Raw genomic sequence first — 18,741 nt, forward strand, 5'->3', positions numbered from 1 at the left:
CGGACCACCAGATCGTCGAGCACGGCCTCGAAGTCGAAGCCGTCCGGCACGGCCAGGAAGTCGACCGCGTCCACGTCGCGGACCACGGCCGCCCGCAAGGCGACGCCGTCCCGCACGACCGCGAGCGCGAGGTCGGGGACGTCCACCCGGTCCGCCACGACCCGGCGGGCGCCCGCCGGGCGGACCGCGGCTCCGCCGCCCGCGTCCAGGATGGTCGAGCCGAAGACCGGGTTGGGGCCGTTCCAGCACTCCACCGGCACCGAGGGCGGGTTCCTGAGCGGGCTCACCTCGGGCCCCGGCCGCGAGCGCTGAAGGCCGATGGACGAGAAGGACATCCTGGCGCGCATCGACGAGTACGTCGGCGAGGAGCAGCGGCTCCGCGAGCGCTTCCAGCGCGACGAGCTCGGGCGCGAGGAGGAGCACCGGCGGCTGGCCGACCTGGAGACGGCCCTCGACCAGTGCTGGGACCTGCTGCGCCGCCGCCGCGCCCGGCGGGAGGCCGGTGAGGACCCGGAACAGGCCGCGGGCGTCCGGCCGCCGGACGAGGTCGAAGGCTACCTGCAGTGACCCCGGCGCCCCGGGCGCGCGGACCGCTGCGGTTCGGCGCCTGCCTCGCCCCGGACTCGTCCGCCCCGCTGATGCGCACCGCGCAGGACGCGGACCGGTTCGGGCTCGACCTCCTCGGCGTCCGCGACGAGCCGTACCGGCGCGACACCGCCGACGCGCTGACCCTGCTGGCGGCGGTGCTGGCCGGCACGTCCCGGATCCGGGTGCTGCCCGCCGTGGCGTGCCTGCCGCTGCGCCCGCCCGCCGCGCTCGCCAAGGCGATCGCGACGATGGACCGGCTGAGCGGCGGCCGCGTCGAACTCGGCCTCGGCGCGGGCGCCGTCCCGGACGGCATCGAAGCCTACGGCGGCGCCCGCCTCGGCCCCGCCGCGGCCCGGCGCGCCCTCGAAGAGGCCGTGCAGATCATCCGGCTGCACTGGAGCGACCAGACCGGGCTCCGCTTCCAGGGCGAGCACTACCGGTTCGCCGCCCCGCAGGCCGGCCCGCCGCCGACCCGGCAGATCGGCATCTGGCTCGGCGTCACCGGCCCGCGCGGCCTCGACCTCGCCGGCCGCGTCGCCGACGGCTGGATCGCGCCGTCCTCGCGCGTCCCGCCGAAGCACCTCGCGGACGGCCGGCGCCGCCTCGACGACGCCGCGGCCCGCGCCGGCCGCGGCCCCGCCGACATCCGCCGCGTCTACATTCTCGAAGGAGAACTGGACGGGACGGACTCGCGCGGCTTCCTGCACGGCCCGCCCCGCCAGTGGGTCTACGAACTGACCGAACTCGCCGTCGGCCACGGCGTCGACACGTTCCTCTACGCCGGCGACCCGGAGAACCTCCCGGTCTTCGCCCTGGAGGTGGTCCCGGCGGTCCGCGAGACTGTGTCTACCCAGGGGGGCGCTGTGTCTGCCCAGGGGGGCGACCCCCTGGAACCCCCGTTGCGAGCCGGTCGATCCTCACGCCACGGTTCCGGTGTGTCGTGACCGTGCGGGTCCGTGTCGTGTCGCTGCGGTCGCCCGGCTCGGCGGGCCGGGCGACCTGCGGGCGCTAGAGCGCCCTCCGGCCGCCCGACCCGTGCTCCGGTGGCTCTGAGGTTGCGATCTCACATGCGTTCGGGGGTGGGGACGCCGAGGAGGTGCAGGCCGGTTTCGAGGGTGCGCAGCGTCGCGGCGCACAGCGCCAGGCGGGACGCCTTCGTCTGCTCGTCGGGCGCCTTCAGGACCGGGCAATTCTCGTGGAAGGTGGTGTAGGCGTCGGCGACCCCGTAGATGTAGGACGCCAGCCGGTGCGGCTCGGCTGTGTCGCCGGCCTGCTTGAGGACGGCGCCGAAACCGAGCAACTCCAGGGCCAGCGCGCGCTCGGCGGGATGGCCCAGCGTGATCGGGCCCGTCGCGTCCTCGACCGAGACGCCGCCCTTGCGGAAGATCGACCGGATCCGGGCCGCGGCGTACTGCAGGTACGGGCCGGTCTTGCCATGGAACGAGATCATCCGGTCGAAGTCGAAGACGTACTCGCTGTCGCGGGCCACCGACAGGTCGGCGTACTTGACGGCGCCGATGCCGACCGCCTGGACGATCGCGGCGCGGGTCGCGTCGTCGAACGAGTCGTCGTGCTGCACCTCGTCGAAGGCGGCGCCGGCGCGTTCGACGGCCTCGTCGAGGAGTTCGGCGAGTTTGACGGTGCCGCCTGCGCGGGTGCGGAGGATCTTGCCGTCGGTGCCGAGGACGTTGCCGATCTGGGCGTGGTCGGCCTGCACCTCGTCGTTCAGCCAGCCCGCCATCCGGGCGACGGCGAAGACCATCTGGAAGTGCAGTGACTGCGGGGCGCCGACCACGTAGATCATCCGGTCGACGTGCTCGGTGTCGACCCGGTACCGGATCGTGGCGAGGTCGGTGGTGGAGTAGTTGTAGCCGCCGTCGCTCTTGCGGATGATCACCGGCAGGGGCTCGCCCTCGCGGCCCTTGAAGCCGGGCGGGAACGCGCACAGCGCCCCGTCGCTGACCACCGCGATGCCCTTGTCCTGGAGTTCCCGGACGGTCGGGGCGAGCAGGTCGTTGTAGAAGCTCTCGCCCTTGATGTCGTCGTCGGTGAGCGTGACGCCGAGCCGCCCGTAGACGGCGTTGAAGTACCGCTTGGACACGTCCACGAGGACGTTCCACAGCCGCAGTGTCTCGGCGTCGCCCGCCTGGAGGGCGACGACCCGCCGCCGGGACCGGTCGGCGAACTCCTCGTCGCCGTCGAACTTCTCCCGCGCGGCCTGGTAGAACGCGGTCAGGTCGCTGACGGACGAGTCGCCCCGCGCGGCGGCGTCCTCGCCGAGGTCGAGCAGGTGCTCGATCAGCATGCCGAACGGGGTGCCCCAGTCGCCGACATGGTTGTCGCGGACGACGTCGTGGCCGAGGAACGCGAGGATCCGGGCGATCGCGTCGCCGACGATCGTGGTCCGCAGGTGGCCGACGTGCATCTCCTTCGCCACGTTCGGCGAGGAGTACTCGACGACGACCTTCTGCGGCCGCTCCACCGCGGGCACGGCGAGCCGCTCGTCCTCCAGGGCGCGCTGCGCCTCGGCGGCGATCCACGCGTCGCTGAGCGTCAGGTTGACGAAGCCCGGCCCGCTGACCTGCACGTCCGACACGACGTCGGCGGTGTCGAGGTGCTTGACGATCTCGTCGGCCACGTCTCGCGGCTTGCGGCCCAGCTTCTTGGCCAGCGGCAGCGCCACGTTGGCCTGAAGGTCGGCGAACTGCGACGGCCGGATGACCGGGTCGGCGTCCGCGTACGACGGTCCGAAGGCGGCGCTGAGCGCGGCCTGGACCCGGGCGGCGAGTACGAGTTGCGGATCGGGCATGTCCCAAGGTTATCGGCGCCGCGCCCGCACCCGGACCCGGTTTTCCGCGCCCTACGGCACGGCGGGCGGCTCTTTGCGGTCGGGGACGGTGTCGCCGGCGGGCTCCCTCGGCGGCGGCGGGGTCTCCGCGGGCGGCTTCGCCGCGCCGTCGGCCCTTTCGGGGTTCTCGCGGCCGTCGCGCTCCCCGTGCGTCCAGCGGCCGAACCGGGACGTGCGGGTCGCCGCGACCTGCTCGCGGATCCGCTCGACGATCCGCCCCGCCGCCAGCCGGTGCGCCAGCTCGCACGCCGAGCTGATCGCGCGGGCGCGGGACGCGCCGTGCGCGATGACGACCGTCCCGTTCAGCCCGAGCAGGACGCCGCCGCCGTAGGTGTCGGGGTCGAGGCGGTCGCGGAGGTCCTGGAGGCGGCGGCGCTGCAGGAGCGCGCCCATCCGGGCGGCCGGGCTCGCCGTCATCGCGTCGCGGATCTCGGTGAACGCGGCGCCGATCGTCCCCTCCATCGTCTTCAGCGCGACGTTGCCGGTGAACCCGTCGGTGACGATGACGTCGACCCGCCCGCTCAGCAGGTCGTGGCCCTCGACGTTCCCGGCGAACTCGATGCCGTGGTTGCCGCCCGCGAGCAGCTCGTGGGCCCGCTTGGCGAGCTTGTTGCCCTTGCCGGCCTCGGCGCCGATGTTGAGCAGCCCCACGGTGGGGCGGTCCGGGCCGAGCAGGATCTGCGCGTACGCGGTGCCGAGCGCCGCGAACTGGACGAGCGTCTCCGCCTTGACGTCGGCGGTGGCGCCCGCGTCCAGCAGGATCGTGGGGCGCGGTCGCGTCGGCAGCGTCACCGCGATCGCGGGCCGCATCACGCCCTGCTGGCCCTTCAGCCGCAGCCGCGACGTCGCCACCACCCCGGCGGTGGTGCCCGCCGACACCAGCGCCGACGCCCGCCCCTGCTTGATCAGATGGCAGGCGATCGCGATGGACGAGCGGGGCTTGCGCCAGCTGGCGAGCGCGCCCTCGCCCATGTCGAGCGCCTCGTCGGCGTGCACGATCGGGATCTTGCCGACGTAGCCGTAGCGGTCCAGCTCGCGCCGGATCCGCGGCGCCTGCCCGACCAGGACGAGCCGGACGCCGTGCTCGCGGACGGCGTCCACCGCGCCCGCGACGATCTCCCCCGGGGCGTGGTCGCCGCCCATCGTGTCCACCGCGACCGGGAGCGGACGCGGCGGCACGCGGCGGGGCGCGACGGCACGCGACGGCTCGCCCGTGCCGGTCATGGCCGCTCCAGGAGGATGAAGGGAGAATGCGGTGCGCCGCGAGAAGTGCAGCTCACCGCATCGTATGGCGTCCCTTCACCTGCCAGGACGGCACCCGCCCGGAGTGGCGATCGTCACCCCCGGCCGCCGGCCTCCTGGGAGCGGCAGTCGGCGCCCAGGCAGGAGGCGTTCTCCACGACCGGCCGGCCGCTCACGAGGATCGTGTAGGCGGCCTTGGCCGTCTTCGTCTCACCGCTGCCGAGCACCTCGACCGGCTTGTTGTCGGAGGTGGTGCCGGTGCAGGAGACGCGCAGCCGCTCCTTCGTCCAGCCGGGCATGTCCGCGCACTTCAGCGGCGCCGAGAGCTGGACACCGTGCTGGTGCAGCTCGGCCGCGGCGGTCACCGGCAGCGCCTTGCGCAGGGCCGCCTGCGTCTTGTACTTGAGCTCCTTGCCGCCCGACAGCGCCAGGAACGCGGCTCCGCCGGCCACGACGAGCACGAGCAGCGCGGCCGATCCGAGGATCAGGGCCTTCTTGCGACTCATCTTCACACCCGCTACGTCACCGACAGTACGGAGTCATATGCACGGGGTGGTGGGTTTTTCCGTTCCGTAGGCGGATTCGTTGCCGGGCTAGGCGTTCCGGTGCTCGCAGCCGAGGCCGAGGCAGTCCTTGCGCAGGACCTCCCGGCCGCCGACGGTGACGATGTAGGTCTCGCGGGGGCGTTCGGTGTCGGCGTCGAACGCGACGCCCTCCACGGTGACCGGCTCCCCGGAGCGCGTCCGGGCCGTGCAGTCCACCCTGACCACGGATTCCGTGGTGCCCCCCGGGCTCTTGCAGAGGGGGCGCTCCCGCAGCTGGATGCCGCGGATCTTCAGCTCGTCCACGACCCCGTCGGTGACGGCGTTGCGGTACGCGCCCTCGGAGATCCGCTGCATCACCTTGCAGCCCGACATGGTCAGGGCCAGCAGGACGGCCAGCGCGAGAACCGGGATCCTCCTCATGCGGACTCCTCCATCCGGTGCGCGTCCGCGACCGCGTCGGCCACCGCGTCGGGGCGGTCGAGCGGGACCATGTGCAGCGCGTCCGGCAGCTCGATCCGGCTCCCGTGCGGGCTCATCGCGGCGAGGCGCTCGTGGCCCCGCGCCCATGCGCGGCGCCGGGCGGGGTCCGCCACGTCGCCGAGCGCGGTCACCACGACCAGCGGGACGGCGGGGAAGGGGCGCCGCTCGCGCAGCCCCGCCAGGTCGGCGGCCATCTCCCGGTAGGCCAGGTCCTCCGCGATCACGGTGCCGATGACCGTCCCGCGCCCGTACACCGAGCGGACGACGCCGTCCGGGACGGCCTCGTCGCGGCGGCTCGTGTGCCGGAGGATCATCCGCCGGCCGAGCGGCCCGGCGGCCTTCGCCAGCCGGGTCGCGCCGAGGAACGCGCCGAACGCGGTGGCGAGCGGGGTCAGCGCGGCGGCGGCCCGCACCCGCACGCGGGCGTCGTGCTCGAAGCTCGGGTCGACCAGCACCAGGCCGCGGACCAGGCCGGGGCTCACCCTGGCCAGCGCCTCGGCGTGGAACGCCGCCATCGAGTGCGCGAGGACGGTCACCGGCCGCCGCGCCCGCGCCGCCAGCGCCCGCAGGATCGCGGTGTCGCGGCGCAGCGACGGCGGCGCGACCCCGGCCGGGCTGAGGCCGAGGCCGGGACGGTCGAACACCGTGACCCGGTGCGCGCCGCGCAGCAACTCGACCGTCGGCGCCCAGTCGAACCAGGCGCCGCCGAGCCCGGAGCTCAGCAGCAGCGGCGGCCCGTCCGCCGGGCCGGACTCGACCACGTGCACCTGCTCGCGCCCCGCGTTGACGATCTCGCCGCCACTGTCGTCACCGTCCTCCAGCCCCCACCCGCCGCCATCCAGGGGACGAGCTTCGCTCGCGCTTTTGCGGTTCACAGTGCCGCCTCCTCCTTGGCCGCCGCGGTGCCCCGCGCGGCGCGCGCCGCGTCCCGCCGGTCGGCGTACAGGGCCCAGGCGATGACGAGCAGCCCCAGGCACAGGATGCTGATCTGCACGCGCTGGACGACCCCGAGCCACTGCCCGAGGTACATCGCGACCAGCGTGCTCAGCGCGGACACCGACTCGGCGAGCGCCAGCAGCCAGCCCCAGCGGGCGAGCGCCGGCCACCACCCGTACCGGCGGGCGGCGAGCGACAGGAACAGCAGCGCGCCGACCCCGCAGACGATCACGGCGCTGCTGGTCACCGAGTGGAACTCGTGGGAGAACGACACGTGCTCGGAGCGCTCCCGCAGCGCGCACCAGGTCTCCAGGCTGGGGGCGCAGTCCAGCGGGAAGGACGCGTCGCCGATCGCGCACACCCCGAACAGCCCGAGGAACGTCCAGCCGGCCGTGGCGAGGGGCTTGCGGGTCAGCTTGCGGAGCGTCCCCGCGGCCACCATGATCGACAGCACCCCGGTGACGAAGTCGCCGCCGCTGTACACGAGGTGGAACGGCTGGTCGGACGCCGACAGCTCGCTGACGTAGCCGTTGAAGAAGTCGAGTTTGGGGCTGAGGACGTTCTCCAGCAGGAACGTCGCGTAGGTGATCGCCGCGATCACCGCCAGGGCGACCACGCGCATGGGGACGACGCCAGGCCCGTCCCGTCCGTCTGAGTCCACCGGCCCCCCTCACGCCGCCTGATCGCGCCGCGCCCTGTCGCGCGCCGATCACGCCGCTCGGTTCTGCCCGCCCCGCCCAGTATCGACCAAGATCGCCGAATCCGGGGCCCGGGGGCGCGGGTTCCCGTGAAACCGCTGGCAGCGTCGGTGAGGCGGACTTCACCGCGCGCTGACGGAGAAGTTGACGTCCCGTAGTCGTTGTACAAGATGCGGGCCGTCAACGATGATGTCGAGGCGATTTGTCTGGATCGTCCGTTGACCAGCATTTGCCCGCACCGGGTGCGGGGTATCAATTCGGCATGAACCTGTCCCAAAGGGTTGAATGGGGGTGTCCCCGGAACCTTTGATCACCGTCCGTGACGACGCGCCGGGGGCGCTTCCCCGCTGACAGCAAGGAGTACCAACACGTGACACTGGTGAACGACGCGGCTCCCGCGGTGCGATCCACCGGTCGCAAGTTCCGCGCCTTCACGGCGAAGCACCTGGACGAGCTCACCGCTCGCGCCGGGCTGTCGCCCGACCAGCGGCTCGCGACCAGGGCGGTGGCGACGGTCCTGCCGTTCCGGACGAACGCCTACGTCATCGAGGAGCTCATCGACTGGTCGGCCGCGCCCGACGACCCGATCTACCGGCTCGTCTTCCCGCAGGAGGACATGCTCCCCGCCGAGGACGTCGCCCACCTGTCGGACCTGCTCCGCCGCGACGCCCCGAAGGCCGAGATCGAGGCCGCCGCCCACCACGTGCGGATGAAGCTGAACCCGCACCCCGCCGGCCAGATGGAGCTCAACATCCCGTCCTTCGGCGACGGGAAGATCCCCGGGATGCAGCACAAGTACGACGAGACCGTGCTGTACTTCCCCAAGCAGGGGCAGACCTGCCACGCGTACTGCACGTACTGCTTCCGCTGGGCCCAGTTCGTCGGCGAGGCCGACCTGAAGATGGCCGGCGACGACGTCACCCAGCTGCGCGACTACCTCCTCGCCCACCCCGAGGTGACCAGCGTCCTGTTCACCGGCGGCGACGCCATGATCATGGGCGAGCCGGTGCTGCGCCGCTACGTCGAGCCGCTGCTCGACCTCGAGCAGCTCGAGTCCATCCGGATCGGGACCAAGTCGCTGGCCTACTGGCCGCAGAAGTTCGTCACCGACCCGGACGCCGACGACATGCTCCGCCTGTTCGAGCAGGTCGTGGAGTCGGGCAAGAACCTCGCGTTCATGGCGCACTTCTCGCACCCGCGCGAGCTCGAACCCCTGATGGTCGCCGAGGCGTGCCGCCGCATCCGCGACACCGGCGCGGTCATCCGCACCCAGGCCCCGCTGATCCGCACGATCAACGACGACGCCGCGACGTGGGAGACCATGTGGCGCGTCCAGACGCGGATGGGCCTCGTCCCGTACTACATGTTCATCGAGCGGGACACCGGGCCGCAGGACTACTTCGCGGTCCCGCTGGCCAGGGCGTACGAGGTCTTCCGGGACGCCTACAAGAACGTCTCCGGGCTCTCCCGGACCGTCCGGGGCCCGTCCATGTCGGCGACCCCCGGCAAGGTCTGCGTGGACGGCGTCGTCGACCTGTTCGACCAGAAGGTCTTCGCGCTGCACTTCATCCAGTGCCGCGACGCCGACCTGGTCGGCAAGCCGTTCTTCGCCCAGTACGACCCGAACGCGGTCTGGCTGGACGACCTGAAGCCCGCCTTCGCCGACCGCTTCCCCTGGCAGAAGTAGCCGTCGCCGCGGCGTGCCCGTCCGGCCGGGGACGGGCACGCCGCACGCGTCACCGCAGGTGGCATGCCAGGCACGGGCAGCCCGCGAGCGAGGACCGTCAGGACCCGTAGACGGGGACGATCACCGCGCGGGCCAGCGTGTGCGCCGTGATGTTGAAGCCGACGACGGCCGGGGACGTGTCGGAGTCGACGCCGAGCGACTCCACGTCCAGCGCGTGGACGGTGAACACGTAGCGGTGCGGGTCGCCGGGCGGCGGGGCGGCGCCGCCGAAGGCCTTCACGCCGTAGTCGTTGCGGGCGTGCACACCGATCTTGGAGTCCTCGGTGCCGGCGCCGGTGGGCAGCTCGGTCACGGTCGCCGGGATGTCGAACAGCGACCAGTGCCAGAAGCCGCTGCCGGTCGGCGCGTCCGGGTCGTAGCAGGTCACCGCGAAGCTCTTGGTCTCGGCGGGGAACCCCGACCAGCTCAGCTGCGGGGACTCGTTGCCGCCGCCGAACCCCCAGTCGTTGAACACGTGCTTGTCGGCGAGGCGCCCGCCCTCGGTGACGTCCTCGCTGGTGACGGTGAACGAGGGTACTTCGGGCAGGTACTCGCTCGGAAGCGGCGGCTTGGCCATGGCGACCTCCTACGTCAGGATGTGCGTTCCCTCCATCTCTACCAGGGTGATCAGGTCTTGACCGCGCCCATCGTGAACCCGGTGACGAAACGGTCCAGGAACAGGTTGAACAGGAACGCGATCGGCACCGCGGTGATCACGGTCGATGCCTGGAGCGACTGCCAGAAGAACACGTCCCCGCGGACGAGCTGCGTCGGCACGCCCGTGCTGACCACCATCTCGGGGCTCGCCGACACGAACGCCAGCGCGTACACGAATTCGCTGGAGGTGAGCGTGAAGCTGAACACGACCACCGCGACGATGCCGGGGAACACCAGCGGCAGGACGGTCCGCAGGAACGCGCCGAGGCGGCTGTAGCCGTCCACCATGGCCTGCTCCTCGACGTCCTTCGGGACGGCCTTCAGGAACCCGATCAGCAGCCACACCGACACCGGGACCGTGATCGTCGGATACACGACGATCATCGACCAGAGCGTGTCCTCCAGGTGCAGCGCCACGACGACGCGGGTCAGCGACAGGAACAGCAGCGACGGCGGCACGAGGTACACCATGAAGATCGCGATGCCCATCGGGGTGCCCCACGGCCGGTCCAGCCGCGCCAGCGAGTACGCGGCGGGCAGCGCGAGCAGCAGCGTGACCGCCACCACCGCCGCGCCGACGATCAGCGTGTTGACCACGAACGTCAGGAACGGCGTGTCGGTGAACAGGAACGTCACGTGGTCGGGCGTCGCCGGCTTGTTGAAGAAGAACGGGTTGCTCTCGGGGTCGTAGAGGTCCTGGTTCTGCTTGAACGCGCTGATCACGCTCCACAGGAACGGCAGCGCGCACACCAGCGCCGACAGGACCGCCGCCGCGTACACCCCGCACCGCGCCGCCGCATGACGGCGCGCGTACTTCCGCCGCAGCGCCGCGACCTCGGTACTCACCCGGCCTCCAGACGTCGGACGGCGCGCAGGATCGCGATCGCGCCGGCGAGCAGCAGCGGGAACAGGAACAGCGCGATCGCCGCGCCCTGGCCGACGTCGCCGCCCTCGATGCCGCGGAAGTACGCCCACGAGGCGAGGACGTCCGTCGAATGCGTGGGGCCGCCGCGCGTCAGCACGTACGGGACGGTCATGTCGGTGAACGTCATGATCGCGCCGAACAGCCCGGCGACCGCGATCACCGGCAGCGTCAGCGGGATCGTCACCTCGAACATCCGCCGCCAGAACCCGGCGCCGTCAATCCGCGCGGCCTCGTCGATGTCGCGGGGGATGGCGACGAGGCCGGCCATGACGATCACGGCGGCGAGCGGGGTCAGCCGCCACGTCTGCACGGCGATCACCGACGCCATCGCGGTGCCCGGCTGCCCGAGCCACACGATGTTCGCGTCGATCAGCCCGAGATGGCGCAGCACCCAGTCGACGGGGGAGTAGATCGAGTCGAGGAACCACAGCCAGGAGATCGTCGACAGCGCGACCGGCGTCGTCCACGGCAGCAGCACCAGGAACCGGACGAACCACTTGCCGCGGAAGTCGGCGACCAGGATGTTGGCGAGGATCTTCCCGAACAGGACGATCAGCACCATGCTCACCAGCGTGAAGACCAGCGTGTTGCGGAGCGCCCGCCAGAACACCCCGTCCGCGAACACCGCGTCGAAGTTCTGGAACCCGACCCAGTCGAAGGACGGGTCGCCGGTCGTCACGTCCGAGAACGCGAACGCGATGGCGAGCAGGAACGGGACGCCGACCAGCGCGATGATGTAGACCACCGACGGCAGCAGCATCGCCCAGGCGAGGAACCCGTCCCGGTCGGCGAGGCCCGCCTTAGCCGGCGGGGCCTCGGCGGCGGCCCTCGGCGCCGCCGCCCGCGTCATCGGCCCTCCCCGATCGGGACGGCGGCTCGGCGGGTGCCGGCCGCGGCGTCGAAGAACCGGAACCGCTCCGCCGGCACCGCGAACTCGTGCGTCTCCCCGGCCGCGATGGGCGTGTCCACCGTGGCGGGCAGCCGGGCGATGACGCGGGTCTCCTCGCCGATCCCGGTCACCGTCCCGTACACGTGCCGGTCGCCGGACAGGTACTCCATCCGCTCCACCCGCAGCGGCATCGCCACCCGCTCCGGCGACACGACGTTCTCGGCCGGCAGCAGGTGCTCGGGACGGAACCCCACCAGCACGTCGTCGCGCTTGACCAGGTTCATCGGGGGCGACCCGATGAACGTCGCCGTGAACGTGTCGGACGGGTCGTCGTACACCTCCTGCGGCGTCCCGACCTGGCGGACGCGGCCGTGCTCCAGGACCGCGATCCGGTCGCCGAGCCCCATCGCCTCCGCCTGGTCGTGGGTGACGTAGATGGTGGTGGTGCCGACGCGCTCCTGGAAGCGCTTCAGCTCGTCCCGCGCCGTCGCGCGCATCTTCGCGTCGAGGTTGGAGAGCGGCTCGTCCAGCAGGAACACCGCCGGGTCGCGCACCAGCGCCCGCGCCAGCGCCACCCGCTGCCGCTCACCGCCCGACAGCTGGCGCGGCTTGCGGCGCAGCAGCGGCTCGATCTCCAGCAGTTCCGCCGCCCAGCGCGCCTTCTTCTCCCGCTCGTCCCGGGCCATGCCCTCCGCCCGCAGCGGGAAGACGATGTTGTCCAGCACGGTCTTGTGCGGGTACAGCGCGTACGACTGGAACACCATCGCGATCTGCCGCACCCTCGGCGGGAGCCCGTTCACGACGTTCCCGTCGATCAGCACCTCGCCCTCCGAGGGCTGCTCCAGGCCCGCGATCGTGCGCAGCAGCGTCGTCTTCCCGCACCCGGACGGCCCGAGCAGCACCAGGTACTCGCCGGGCTCGGCCGCGAGATCGACGCCGTCCAGCGCCCGCACCTGCTCCGTCCGCCCGCGCCGGGCCCGCAGGTGCCCGTCGAAGCTCTTGACGAGCCCCTTCACCTCGACGGTCTTCATGGGTTCAGCCGCCCACGAGACCGCGGCCGCGCCAGTTCTCGAAGATCTTGTCGACGCGCCCCCGCGCCTCGGCGACCGCCTGCTTCGGGGACGTCTGGCCGCGGGCGGCGCGCCCGAACATCGTCGGCAGCACGTTGGTGTTGAAGATCTCCCCGATCGCCGGGTTGGACGGCCCCGGATAGCCGATGTTCGCGCTCCACGACGTCGCCGTCTTCAGCAGCGACAGCTTGTTCGCCGGCTTCGCGCCCCACGGGTCGCCGTCCAGCCAGCCGTTCAGCTGCGGGACGATCGACGGCCAGCCCGGCAGGTCGTACATCTCCGAGTAGTACGACGCCGAGGCGAAGTTCGCCGTGTAGTGCAGCAGGAACTCCTTCGCCGCGTCCGCGTTCCCCGCGTACTTCGGCACGATCCACTGCTGGATGACGTGCTGCGCCGCCATCGCCGCCTTCGGGCCGCGCAGCGCGGGCACGAAGAAGATGTCGTCGCCGATCGTCCGGTTGGTGCCCATCGCGGTGCGCCACGCCGAGATCGAGTTCAGGATGTAGGACGACTTGCCCGCGATGAGGGCCTGGTTGTTGGACGCCGGCGTCCAGGAGAAGACCTCGCTGGTCTCCGCGCCCTGGAACAGCCGCGCCATGTACTCCACGGCCGCGACGGTCGCGTCCGAGTCGAGCACGACCCGCTCGTTCTGGTCCTGGACGGACCCGCCGAACGACCACAGCAGCGCCCGCGCCGCCATGTTGGAGTCGGTCTCGGGGGACAGCCCGATCCCGCACGGCACCCCGGTCTGCTTCTTGATCTCCGAGGCGCCGCGCAGCAGGTCGTCCCAGCTCGACGGGCCGTTCGGCATACCGACCTTCTGCCACATCGACTTGCGGTAGTCGCCCGGGTCGGGTGCCCAGCCGGGGCAGTACGCGTAGAACTTCTTCGTGTTGGGGTTGTAGCTCGACTTGCGGCACAGCTCCAGCTGCTGCCCCCAGCGCCGGTTCGCCTCCTGCACCACGTCCGCCATGTCGAGGACGGACGGCTCGTACTGCGAGAACGGCGCGATGTGCTGGATGAGGTCGTGGCCGCGCCCCGCCTGGATCTCCGAGGCGGCCCGGCGGGGGACGTCGACGGTGTTGATGTGGTCGACCCGGACGTCCACCCCGACCTTCTTGCCCCAGTCGGAGACGAACGCGTCGAACCACGTGTCGTGCCGGGGCACGAAGTGGCTCCACATCAGGATGCTGAGCGAGCCGCTCAGCTTCTTCGCGGGGGCGGTGAACACCTCCTTCGGGGCGTTCCCGGTGCTCTTCGCCTGGGGGCCGCTGGACTCACTGGCGCACCCCGCCAGGAGACCGCAACCGCCCGCCGCGAGCGCTGTGGAGGATAGGAAGCCGCGTCTGCTCAGCCGCTCGGCCATGGGGGTCTCCCTCGCCGCTGAAGGTCTCCCCTCGAAGGTAGATCGGCGAGGACGTCTCATCCAGAGACGATCCGGTAACTCTGCGTCACTCTGGACCCACCGGAAACGGCAGCCCCGGCGGCACTCCCGCGTTACCGCGCGCCCGCGACGTGCCGCGCGCCCGCTACTTGCCGGCGGCCTCGGTGTAGGCGGCGATGACCTCTTCGGGGTCGCCGTCCATGTGCATGCGGCCCTCGTCGATCCAGATGACGCGGTCGCACATCTCCTTGACCGTGTCGAGCTGGTGGGCGACGAGGAACACCGCGCCGGCGTCCTTGCGCAGCTCGTCGATCCGGGCCTTGGACTTGCGCCGGAACTTGGCGTCGCCGGTGGCGAGGGCCTCGTCGATCAGCAGCACGTCGTGGGTCTTGGCGGCCGCGATCGCGAACCGGAGCCGGGCCCCCATGCCGGACGAGTACGTCCGCATCGGGTACTGGATGAACCCCTCCTTGAGCCCGGCGAAGCTCACGATCTCCTGGTACTTGGACTTGGTCTCGGTCGGGGACATGCCCATGGCCAGGCAGCCGAGGACGATGTTGCGCTCGCCGGTGAGGTCCTTCATCAGGGCGGCGTTCACGCCCAGCAGGGACGGCTGCCCGTTGGTGTAGACGCCGCCGCGGTGCGGGGGCAGCAGCCCGGCGATCGCCTTCAGCAGCGTCGACTTGCCGGAGCCGTTGGTGCCGATGATCCCGACGGCCTCGCCCCGGTAGGCGACGAACGACAGGCCCTTGATGGCGTGGACCTCGGTCATCGAGGGACGGTGCTTGCGCCGCAGGACGCGCGAGAACGCCGACGCGGCGTTGCCCTTCCCGCCGGCGCCGTACACGCGGTAGACGATGTGCAGGTCGTCGACGACGACGATCGGCTCCCTGGACGGGTCGATCTGCACGGGGTTCGCGGCAGGGTCCATGCGCACCTTCGTGTCAGCCACGGCCGTATCGCTCCTCGGCACGGTAGAAGTACATGAATCCGCCGACCAGCATCACCGCTGCCCAGACGACGGCGTACAACCAGAGTTGCCCCGTCGAGCCGGCCCCGAGGTCCTTCTCGACGTGCTCGCGGTACTCGCCCAGGAGGACGTGCCTGCTCAACTCGACGTACACGTACGCCGGGTTGGCCTTCAGCAGCTCGCCCAGGATCGGGTACTCGGCGAGCCTGCTGCCCGGCTTCATCAGCGACGGCAGGCTGAAGATGACGCCGGACATGTAGAGCCACGTCCGCATGACGAACGGCAGCAGCTGGGTGATGTCGCGGTTGAACGCGCCGAGCCGCGCCATCACCATGCTGATGCCGACGTTGAACATGAGCTGCAGCGCCACGACCGGTACGAACAGGGCCATGTTGAAGCTGAGCGGCTCACCGAACGCGAACACGATCGCGAACAGCACGACGAGGGACAGCAGCAGTTGCTGGAACTCGACGATCGCGATCGCGAGCGGCAGCGTGGCCCTGGGGAAGTGCAGCGCCCGGATCAGTGACAAGTTGTTGCCGACCGACTTCGCCCCGGAGGTGACCGATCGCTGCGTGAAGCCGAACAGGAAGACGCCGGTCACGAGGAACGGGATGAAGTCCGGCACGCCGCGGCTGGTGTTCAGCAGCAGGCCGAAGATCAGGTAGTACACGGCCGCGTTGAGCAGCGGTGTCAGCAGCTGCCATACCTGCCCGAGCCGCGAGTCGGTGTACATCGAGATGTTCTTGGCGGATGCGAACGCCCAGATGAAGTTCCGGCGAGCCCACACATCCTGGATGTACTTGCGCAGCGGGGGGCGCGCAGCGCTCTGCCTCAGCCCGTGTCGTGCGGCGTAGTCGGCCAGGGTCCCGTTCACGTGGAAAGGCTCCGCGATCGTGTCGACCGACTCGCCACCCGGGGAACCGAGCCGTTCCGGGTGACTCATGTCGCGAAGCCTATTGCAGTCGATGAGTCGAGAGTGACGTTCGCCCGCATGTGACCCCCGATTTGAGATCTTTACGGAATCATGTCGGCGTCCCAGGGGATACCCCGGACATGCGGATCAACCACTCACGGAGCATCACCGTGCCGTCACGATTCGTCATCCCCCGCCGCCGCGAGCCGGTCCCGGCGCCCCGGTCGCGGCTGCTGCGCAGGCTCGGGCGCGCCGACCGGTGGGCGTTCGACCGGGTGGCGGCGGCGCGGCTGCGCGGGCTCGAGTACGTCCTGCCGCGGCTCTCCCGGTTCGCCGACCGCGGTGTGCTCTGGTTCACCTCGGCCGGGGTGATGGGCCTGACCGGACGCCCCCGGCTGCGGCGCGCGGCGCTGCGCGGCTCGATCGCGATCGCGGTGGCGAGCCCGACCGTGAACCTCATCGGCAAGCAGGCGTTCCGCCGCAAGCGCCCCGTCGTGGACCTCGTGCCGCCGATCCGGATCCGCTGGAAGCTGCCGACCTCGCACGCGTTCCCGTCCGGCCATTCGGCGTCCGCGGCGGCGTTCGCGACCGGTGTCGCGCTGGAGGCGCCGCGCCGGGTGGCGGTGCCGGTCGCGGCGACGGCCGCCGCGGTGGCGTTCTCCCGCGTCTACACCGGCGCCCACTACCCGGGCGATGTCCTCGCCGGGCTCGGGATCGGCGCGATCGCCGGGATCGGGACGCGGATGGTGTGGCCCGCCCGCCCGCCGGTGGCCCGGGTCGGCCCGGCCGACGAGCCGGCGAAGGTCGCCGAGGACGGCCGCGGCCTCGTCGTGGTCGTCAACACCCGCTCCGGCGCCGGGGGCGCGGCGCCCGCCGGGATCTCGCTGCCGGGCAGCCCGGAGGCGACGCTCGGCCTGCTCGAACGCGAGCTGCCCGCCGCGGAGATCGTCCGGCTGGACCCGGAGGGCGGCGTCGCCGAGGTCTTCGACCAGGCCGCCGGACGCGCCGACGTGCTCGCGGTCGTCGGCGGCGACGGAAGCGTGAACGCGGCGGCGCGGGCCGCGCTGGACCACGACGTCCCGCTCCTGGTCATCCCCGGCGGGACGTTCGACCACTTCGCCCGCGCGCTCGGCGTGGAGTCGGCCGCCGACGCGATCAGCGCGTACCGGAGCGGCCGGCTCGGCCGGGTGGACGTGTCCTACGTCGTTCCCGCGCACGCCGGCGCCGACCGGGACGAGGAGCGGCTGTTCCTCAACACGTCGAGCTTCGGCGCCTACACCGAGCTGGTCGACCGGCGCGAGCGGCTGGAGAAGCGGATCGGGAAGTGGCCGGCGCTCGCGGTCGCCGCGGTCCGCACGCTGCGGCACTCCGAGCCGGTCGAGCTGCGGGTGGACGGCCGTCCCCTGCGGGTGTGGCTGGCGTTCGTCGGCAACGGCGTGTTCGGGTCCCGGGGCGCCGCCCCGACCTGGCGCGGCCGGCTGGACGACGGGCGGCTCGACGTCCGGATGGTCGTCACCGGGCGGCGCGTCCCGCGCGCCCGCGCGGTCGCCGCGGTCCTCGCCGGGCACCTGCACGTCACGCCGGGCTACCGGGAGTGGCGGACGAGCGGCCTGGAGATCGTCTCCCCGGACGGCGGGCTGCGGCTCGCCCGCGACGGCGAGGTCTCCGCGCTTCCGGCGGCGATCCGGTTCGGCAAGCACACCGGCGCGCTCGCGGTGTTCCGCCCCGCGGCCGCCGGGTGACCGGGTGACCCGGCCGACCGGGTGACCGGCGGCCCGCGGGTCAAGGCCGGTACCCCGGTTGGTGGTGTGCCGGTCTTCTTCGCGTAAAGGCGTGGGAGTCGTCCCCGGAGGCACGGCAGGGTCCGTGAGGATCCCGGTGGGACCTTGGGGGTGTGAGCCGTGGGACGGACCCGGCCGGGCCGATGCCGGCGCAGCGATCAGCGGAGCCCGCGGGTGGAGCATCGGCCGAACCGCCGGACGCGGCGCCGCCAGCCGCAGCTCGGGCAGTACGTCCGGCAGTGGTGGCCGATCGTGGCGGGGACCCTCGCGACGACCGGGCTCCTGCTCGGCGCCTACCTGGAGGTTCCGCGCGAGCAGGGGGCGTCGGCGGCGCTGGCCGTCCCCGGCGGGGCCGCCCTCGACCGGCCCGTCCCGGAGCGGCCGGACGCGGCGCGGCGGCAGCCGATGAGCAGCTACACCACGCGTTTCGCGCCGGGTGAACCGCGCGTCCGCAACATCGAGCTCGCGGCCCGGATCCTGGACGGGAACATCGTCGAGCCGGGGGCGACGTTCTCGTTCAACGACGTCGTCGGGCCGCGGACCAGGAGCCGCGGGTACGTGCCCGCGCCCGCGATCATGGGGGCGCGGCTGGTGAAGGACGTGGGCGGCGGCATCTGCCAGGTCTCGTCGACGCTGTTCAACGCGGTGTTCCGGGCCGGGCTGGACATCCGGAAGTCGCGCGCGCACACCATGTGGATGCCGGAGTACCCGGAGGGCCGCGAGGCCGCCGTCTCCTATCCGAAGCTCGACTTCACCTGGAGGAACGACACCGACGCCCCGGTGCGCATCCAGGCGGCCTACACGGGGTCGTCGCTGACGGTGACCCTGTGGGGCGAGCGCAAGTACGAGGTGCGGTCGCGGACGTCCGAGCGGTACGGGTTCACTCCGTACCGGACGGGTGTCGGACACGGCCGCAAGTGCGTCCCGATGGCCGGCCGGAAGGGCTTCGCGATCGACGTCCGGCGGACGCTGTACGCCGGCGGGCGCATGGTGCGCAGCGAGAAGTTCCACACCGAGTACCGCTCCCAGCCGAAGGTGAAGTGCGTCTAGGCGGGAGCAGGGGGTGCGGGCGCCGTCCGGCCGGGC

Annotated in this window: 18 protein-coding genes; 5 read left to right on the forward strand and 13 right to left on the reverse strand. The window is 72.0% G+C overall.

The genetic code is table 11. The features are described 5' to 3' along the window. Positions 1 to 318: 318 nt before the first annotated feature. Positions 319 to 567 (forward strand): DUF2630 family protein, encoded by a 249-nt coding sequence (locus E1284_RS17845; protein WP_131940284.1) that lies wholly within the window; start codon positions 319 to 321, stop codon positions 565 to 567. Further along, positions 564 to 1,532, forward strand: a complete 969-nt coding sequence (locus E1284_RS17850) for an LLM class flavin-dependent oxidoreductase (RefSeq protein ID WP_243714554.1) — start codon at positions 564 to 566, stop codon at positions 1,530 to 1,532. Before E1284_RS17845 ends, E1284_RS17850 begins: the two co-directional genes overlap by 4 nt. Positions 1,533 to 1,651: 119 nt before the next feature. On the opposite strand, the gene argS is transcribed toward E1284_RS17850, so the two are convergent. The 6 genes from argS to E1284_RS17880 form a co-directional block, all read right to left on the reverse strand. Further along, positions 1,652 to 3,397: an arginine--tRNA ligase gene (gene argS, locus E1284_RS17855; protein WP_131940285.1), complete on the reverse strand. Its 1,746-nt coding sequence runs from the start codon at positions 3,395 to 3,397 to the stop codon at positions 1,652 to 1,654. 51 nt (positions 3,398 to 3,448) lie between these two features. Continuing rightward, positions 3,449 to 4,660 carry a phosphate acyltransferase PlsX gene (gene plsX / locus E1284_RS17860; RefSeq protein ID WP_131940287.1) on the reverse strand — a complete coding sequence of 404 codons (1,212 nt, stop codon included), beginning with the start codon at positions 4,658 to 4,660 and terminating at the stop codon, positions 3,449 to 3,451. A 113-nt stretch (positions 4,661 to 4,773) separates the two neighbouring features. Further along, positions 4,774 to 5,184 carry a hypothetical protein gene (locus E1284_RS17865; RefSeq protein WP_131940289.1) on the reverse strand — a complete coding sequence of 137 codons (411 nt, stop codon included), beginning with the start codon at positions 5,182 to 5,184 and terminating at the stop codon, positions 4,774 to 4,776. Between the two features lie 87 nt (positions 5,185 to 5,271). Then, positions 5,272 to 5,643, reverse strand: coding sequence for a hypothetical protein (locus E1284_RS17870; RefSeq protein WP_131940291.1), 372 nt, complete (start codon positions 5,641 to 5,643; stop codon positions 5,272 to 5,274). Further along, complete coding sequence (locus E1284_RS17875; protein ID WP_243714555.1) at positions 5,640 to 6,578, reverse strand: alpha/beta fold hydrolase; 939 nt, start codon at positions 6,576 to 6,578, stop codon at positions 5,640 to 5,642. The genes E1284_RS17870 and E1284_RS17875 overlap by 4 nt, the downstream gene beginning before the upstream one ends. Next, complete coding sequence (locus E1284_RS17880) at positions 6,575 to 7,300, reverse strand: DUF998 domain-containing protein (RefSeq protein WP_243714556.1); 726 nt, start codon at positions 7,298 to 7,300, stop codon at positions 6,575 to 6,577. The genes E1284_RS17875 and E1284_RS17880 overlap by 4 nt, the downstream gene beginning before the upstream one ends. Before the next feature lie 407 nt (positions 7,301 to 7,707). Here E1284_RS17880 and E1284_RS17885 point away from each other — a divergent pair, with 407 nt between their 5' ends. Beyond that, a complete protein-coding gene (locus E1284_RS17885) occupies positions 7,708 to 9,024 on the forward strand; it encodes a KamA family radical SAM protein (protein ID WP_131940293.1) in 1,317 nt (438 codons plus the stop codon). A gap of 97 nt (positions 9,025 to 9,121) precedes the next feature. Here E1284_RS17885 and E1284_RS17890 read toward each other — a convergent pair whose 3' ends face one another. The 7 genes from E1284_RS17890 to E1284_RS17920 form a co-directional block, all read right to left on the reverse strand. Beyond that, positions 9,122 to 9,640, reverse strand: coding sequence for a YbhB/YbcL family Raf kinase inhibitor-like protein (locus E1284_RS17890; RefSeq protein ID WP_131940295.1), 519 nt, complete (start codon positions 9,638 to 9,640; stop codon positions 9,122 to 9,124). 50 nt (positions 9,641 to 9,690) lie between these two features. Continuing rightward, on the reverse strand, positions 9,691 to 10,566 hold the full coding sequence (locus E1284_RS17895; protein WP_131940297.1) for a carbohydrate ABC transporter permease: 876 nt from the start codon (positions 10,564 to 10,566) through the stop codon (positions 9,691 to 9,693). Then, entirely contained in the window at positions 10,563 to 11,495 is a 933-nt protein-coding gene (locus E1284_RS17900) for a carbohydrate ABC transporter permease (RefSeq protein WP_207923820.1), read from the reverse strand. Before E1284_RS17900 ends, E1284_RS17895 begins: the two co-directional genes overlap by 4 nt. Further along, complete coding sequence (locus tag E1284_RS17905) at positions 11,492 to 12,565, reverse strand: ABC transporter ATP-binding protein (RefSeq protein WP_131940298.1); 1,074 nt, start codon at positions 12,563 to 12,565, stop codon at positions 11,492 to 11,494. Before E1284_RS17905 ends, E1284_RS17900 begins: the two co-directional genes overlap by 4 nt. Positions 12,566 to 12,569: 4 nt before the next feature. Further along, positions 12,570 to 13,970 carry an ABC transporter substrate-binding protein gene (locus E1284_RS17910; RefSeq protein ID WP_131940300.1) on the reverse strand — a complete coding sequence of 467 codons (1,401 nt, stop codon included), beginning with the start codon at positions 13,968 to 13,970 and terminating at the stop codon, positions 12,570 to 12,572. Between the two features lie 163 nt (positions 13,971 to 14,133). Further along, a complete protein-coding gene (locus tag E1284_RS17915) occupies positions 14,134 to 14,919 on the reverse strand; it encodes an ABC transporter ATP-binding protein (protein WP_131940322.1) in 786 nt (261 codons plus the stop codon). A gap of 13 nt (positions 14,920 to 14,932) precedes the next feature. After that, the gene (locus tag E1284_RS17920; RefSeq protein ID WP_131940302.1) at positions 14,933 to 15,904 is read right to left on the reverse strand and encodes an ABC transporter permease; all 972 of its coding nucleotides are present in this window, start codon (positions 15,902 to 15,904) and stop codon (positions 14,933 to 14,935) included. Positions 15,905 to 16,044: 140 nt separating this feature from the next. Here E1284_RS17920 and E1284_RS17925 point away from each other — a divergent pair, with 140 nt between their 5' ends. Then, positions 16,045 to 17,616, forward strand: a complete 1,572-nt coding sequence (locus E1284_RS17925) for a bifunctional phosphatase PAP2/diacylglycerol kinase family protein (protein WP_243714557.1) — start codon at positions 16,045 to 16,047, stop codon at positions 17,614 to 17,616. Positions 17,617 to 17,829: 213 nt separating this feature from the next. Next, positions 17,830 to 18,705 (forward strand): VanW family protein, encoded by an 876-nt coding sequence (locus E1284_RS17935; protein ID WP_165965319.1) that lies wholly within the window; start codon positions 17,830 to 17,832, stop codon positions 18,703 to 18,705. Positions 18,706 to 18,741: the final 36 nt, after the last annotated feature.

This window comes from Actinomadura bangladeshensis, assembly GCF_004348335.1.
GTDB classification, from domain to species: domain Bacteria; phylum Actinomycetota; class Actinomycetes; order Streptosporangiales; family Streptosporangiaceae; genus Spirillospora; species Spirillospora bangladeshensis.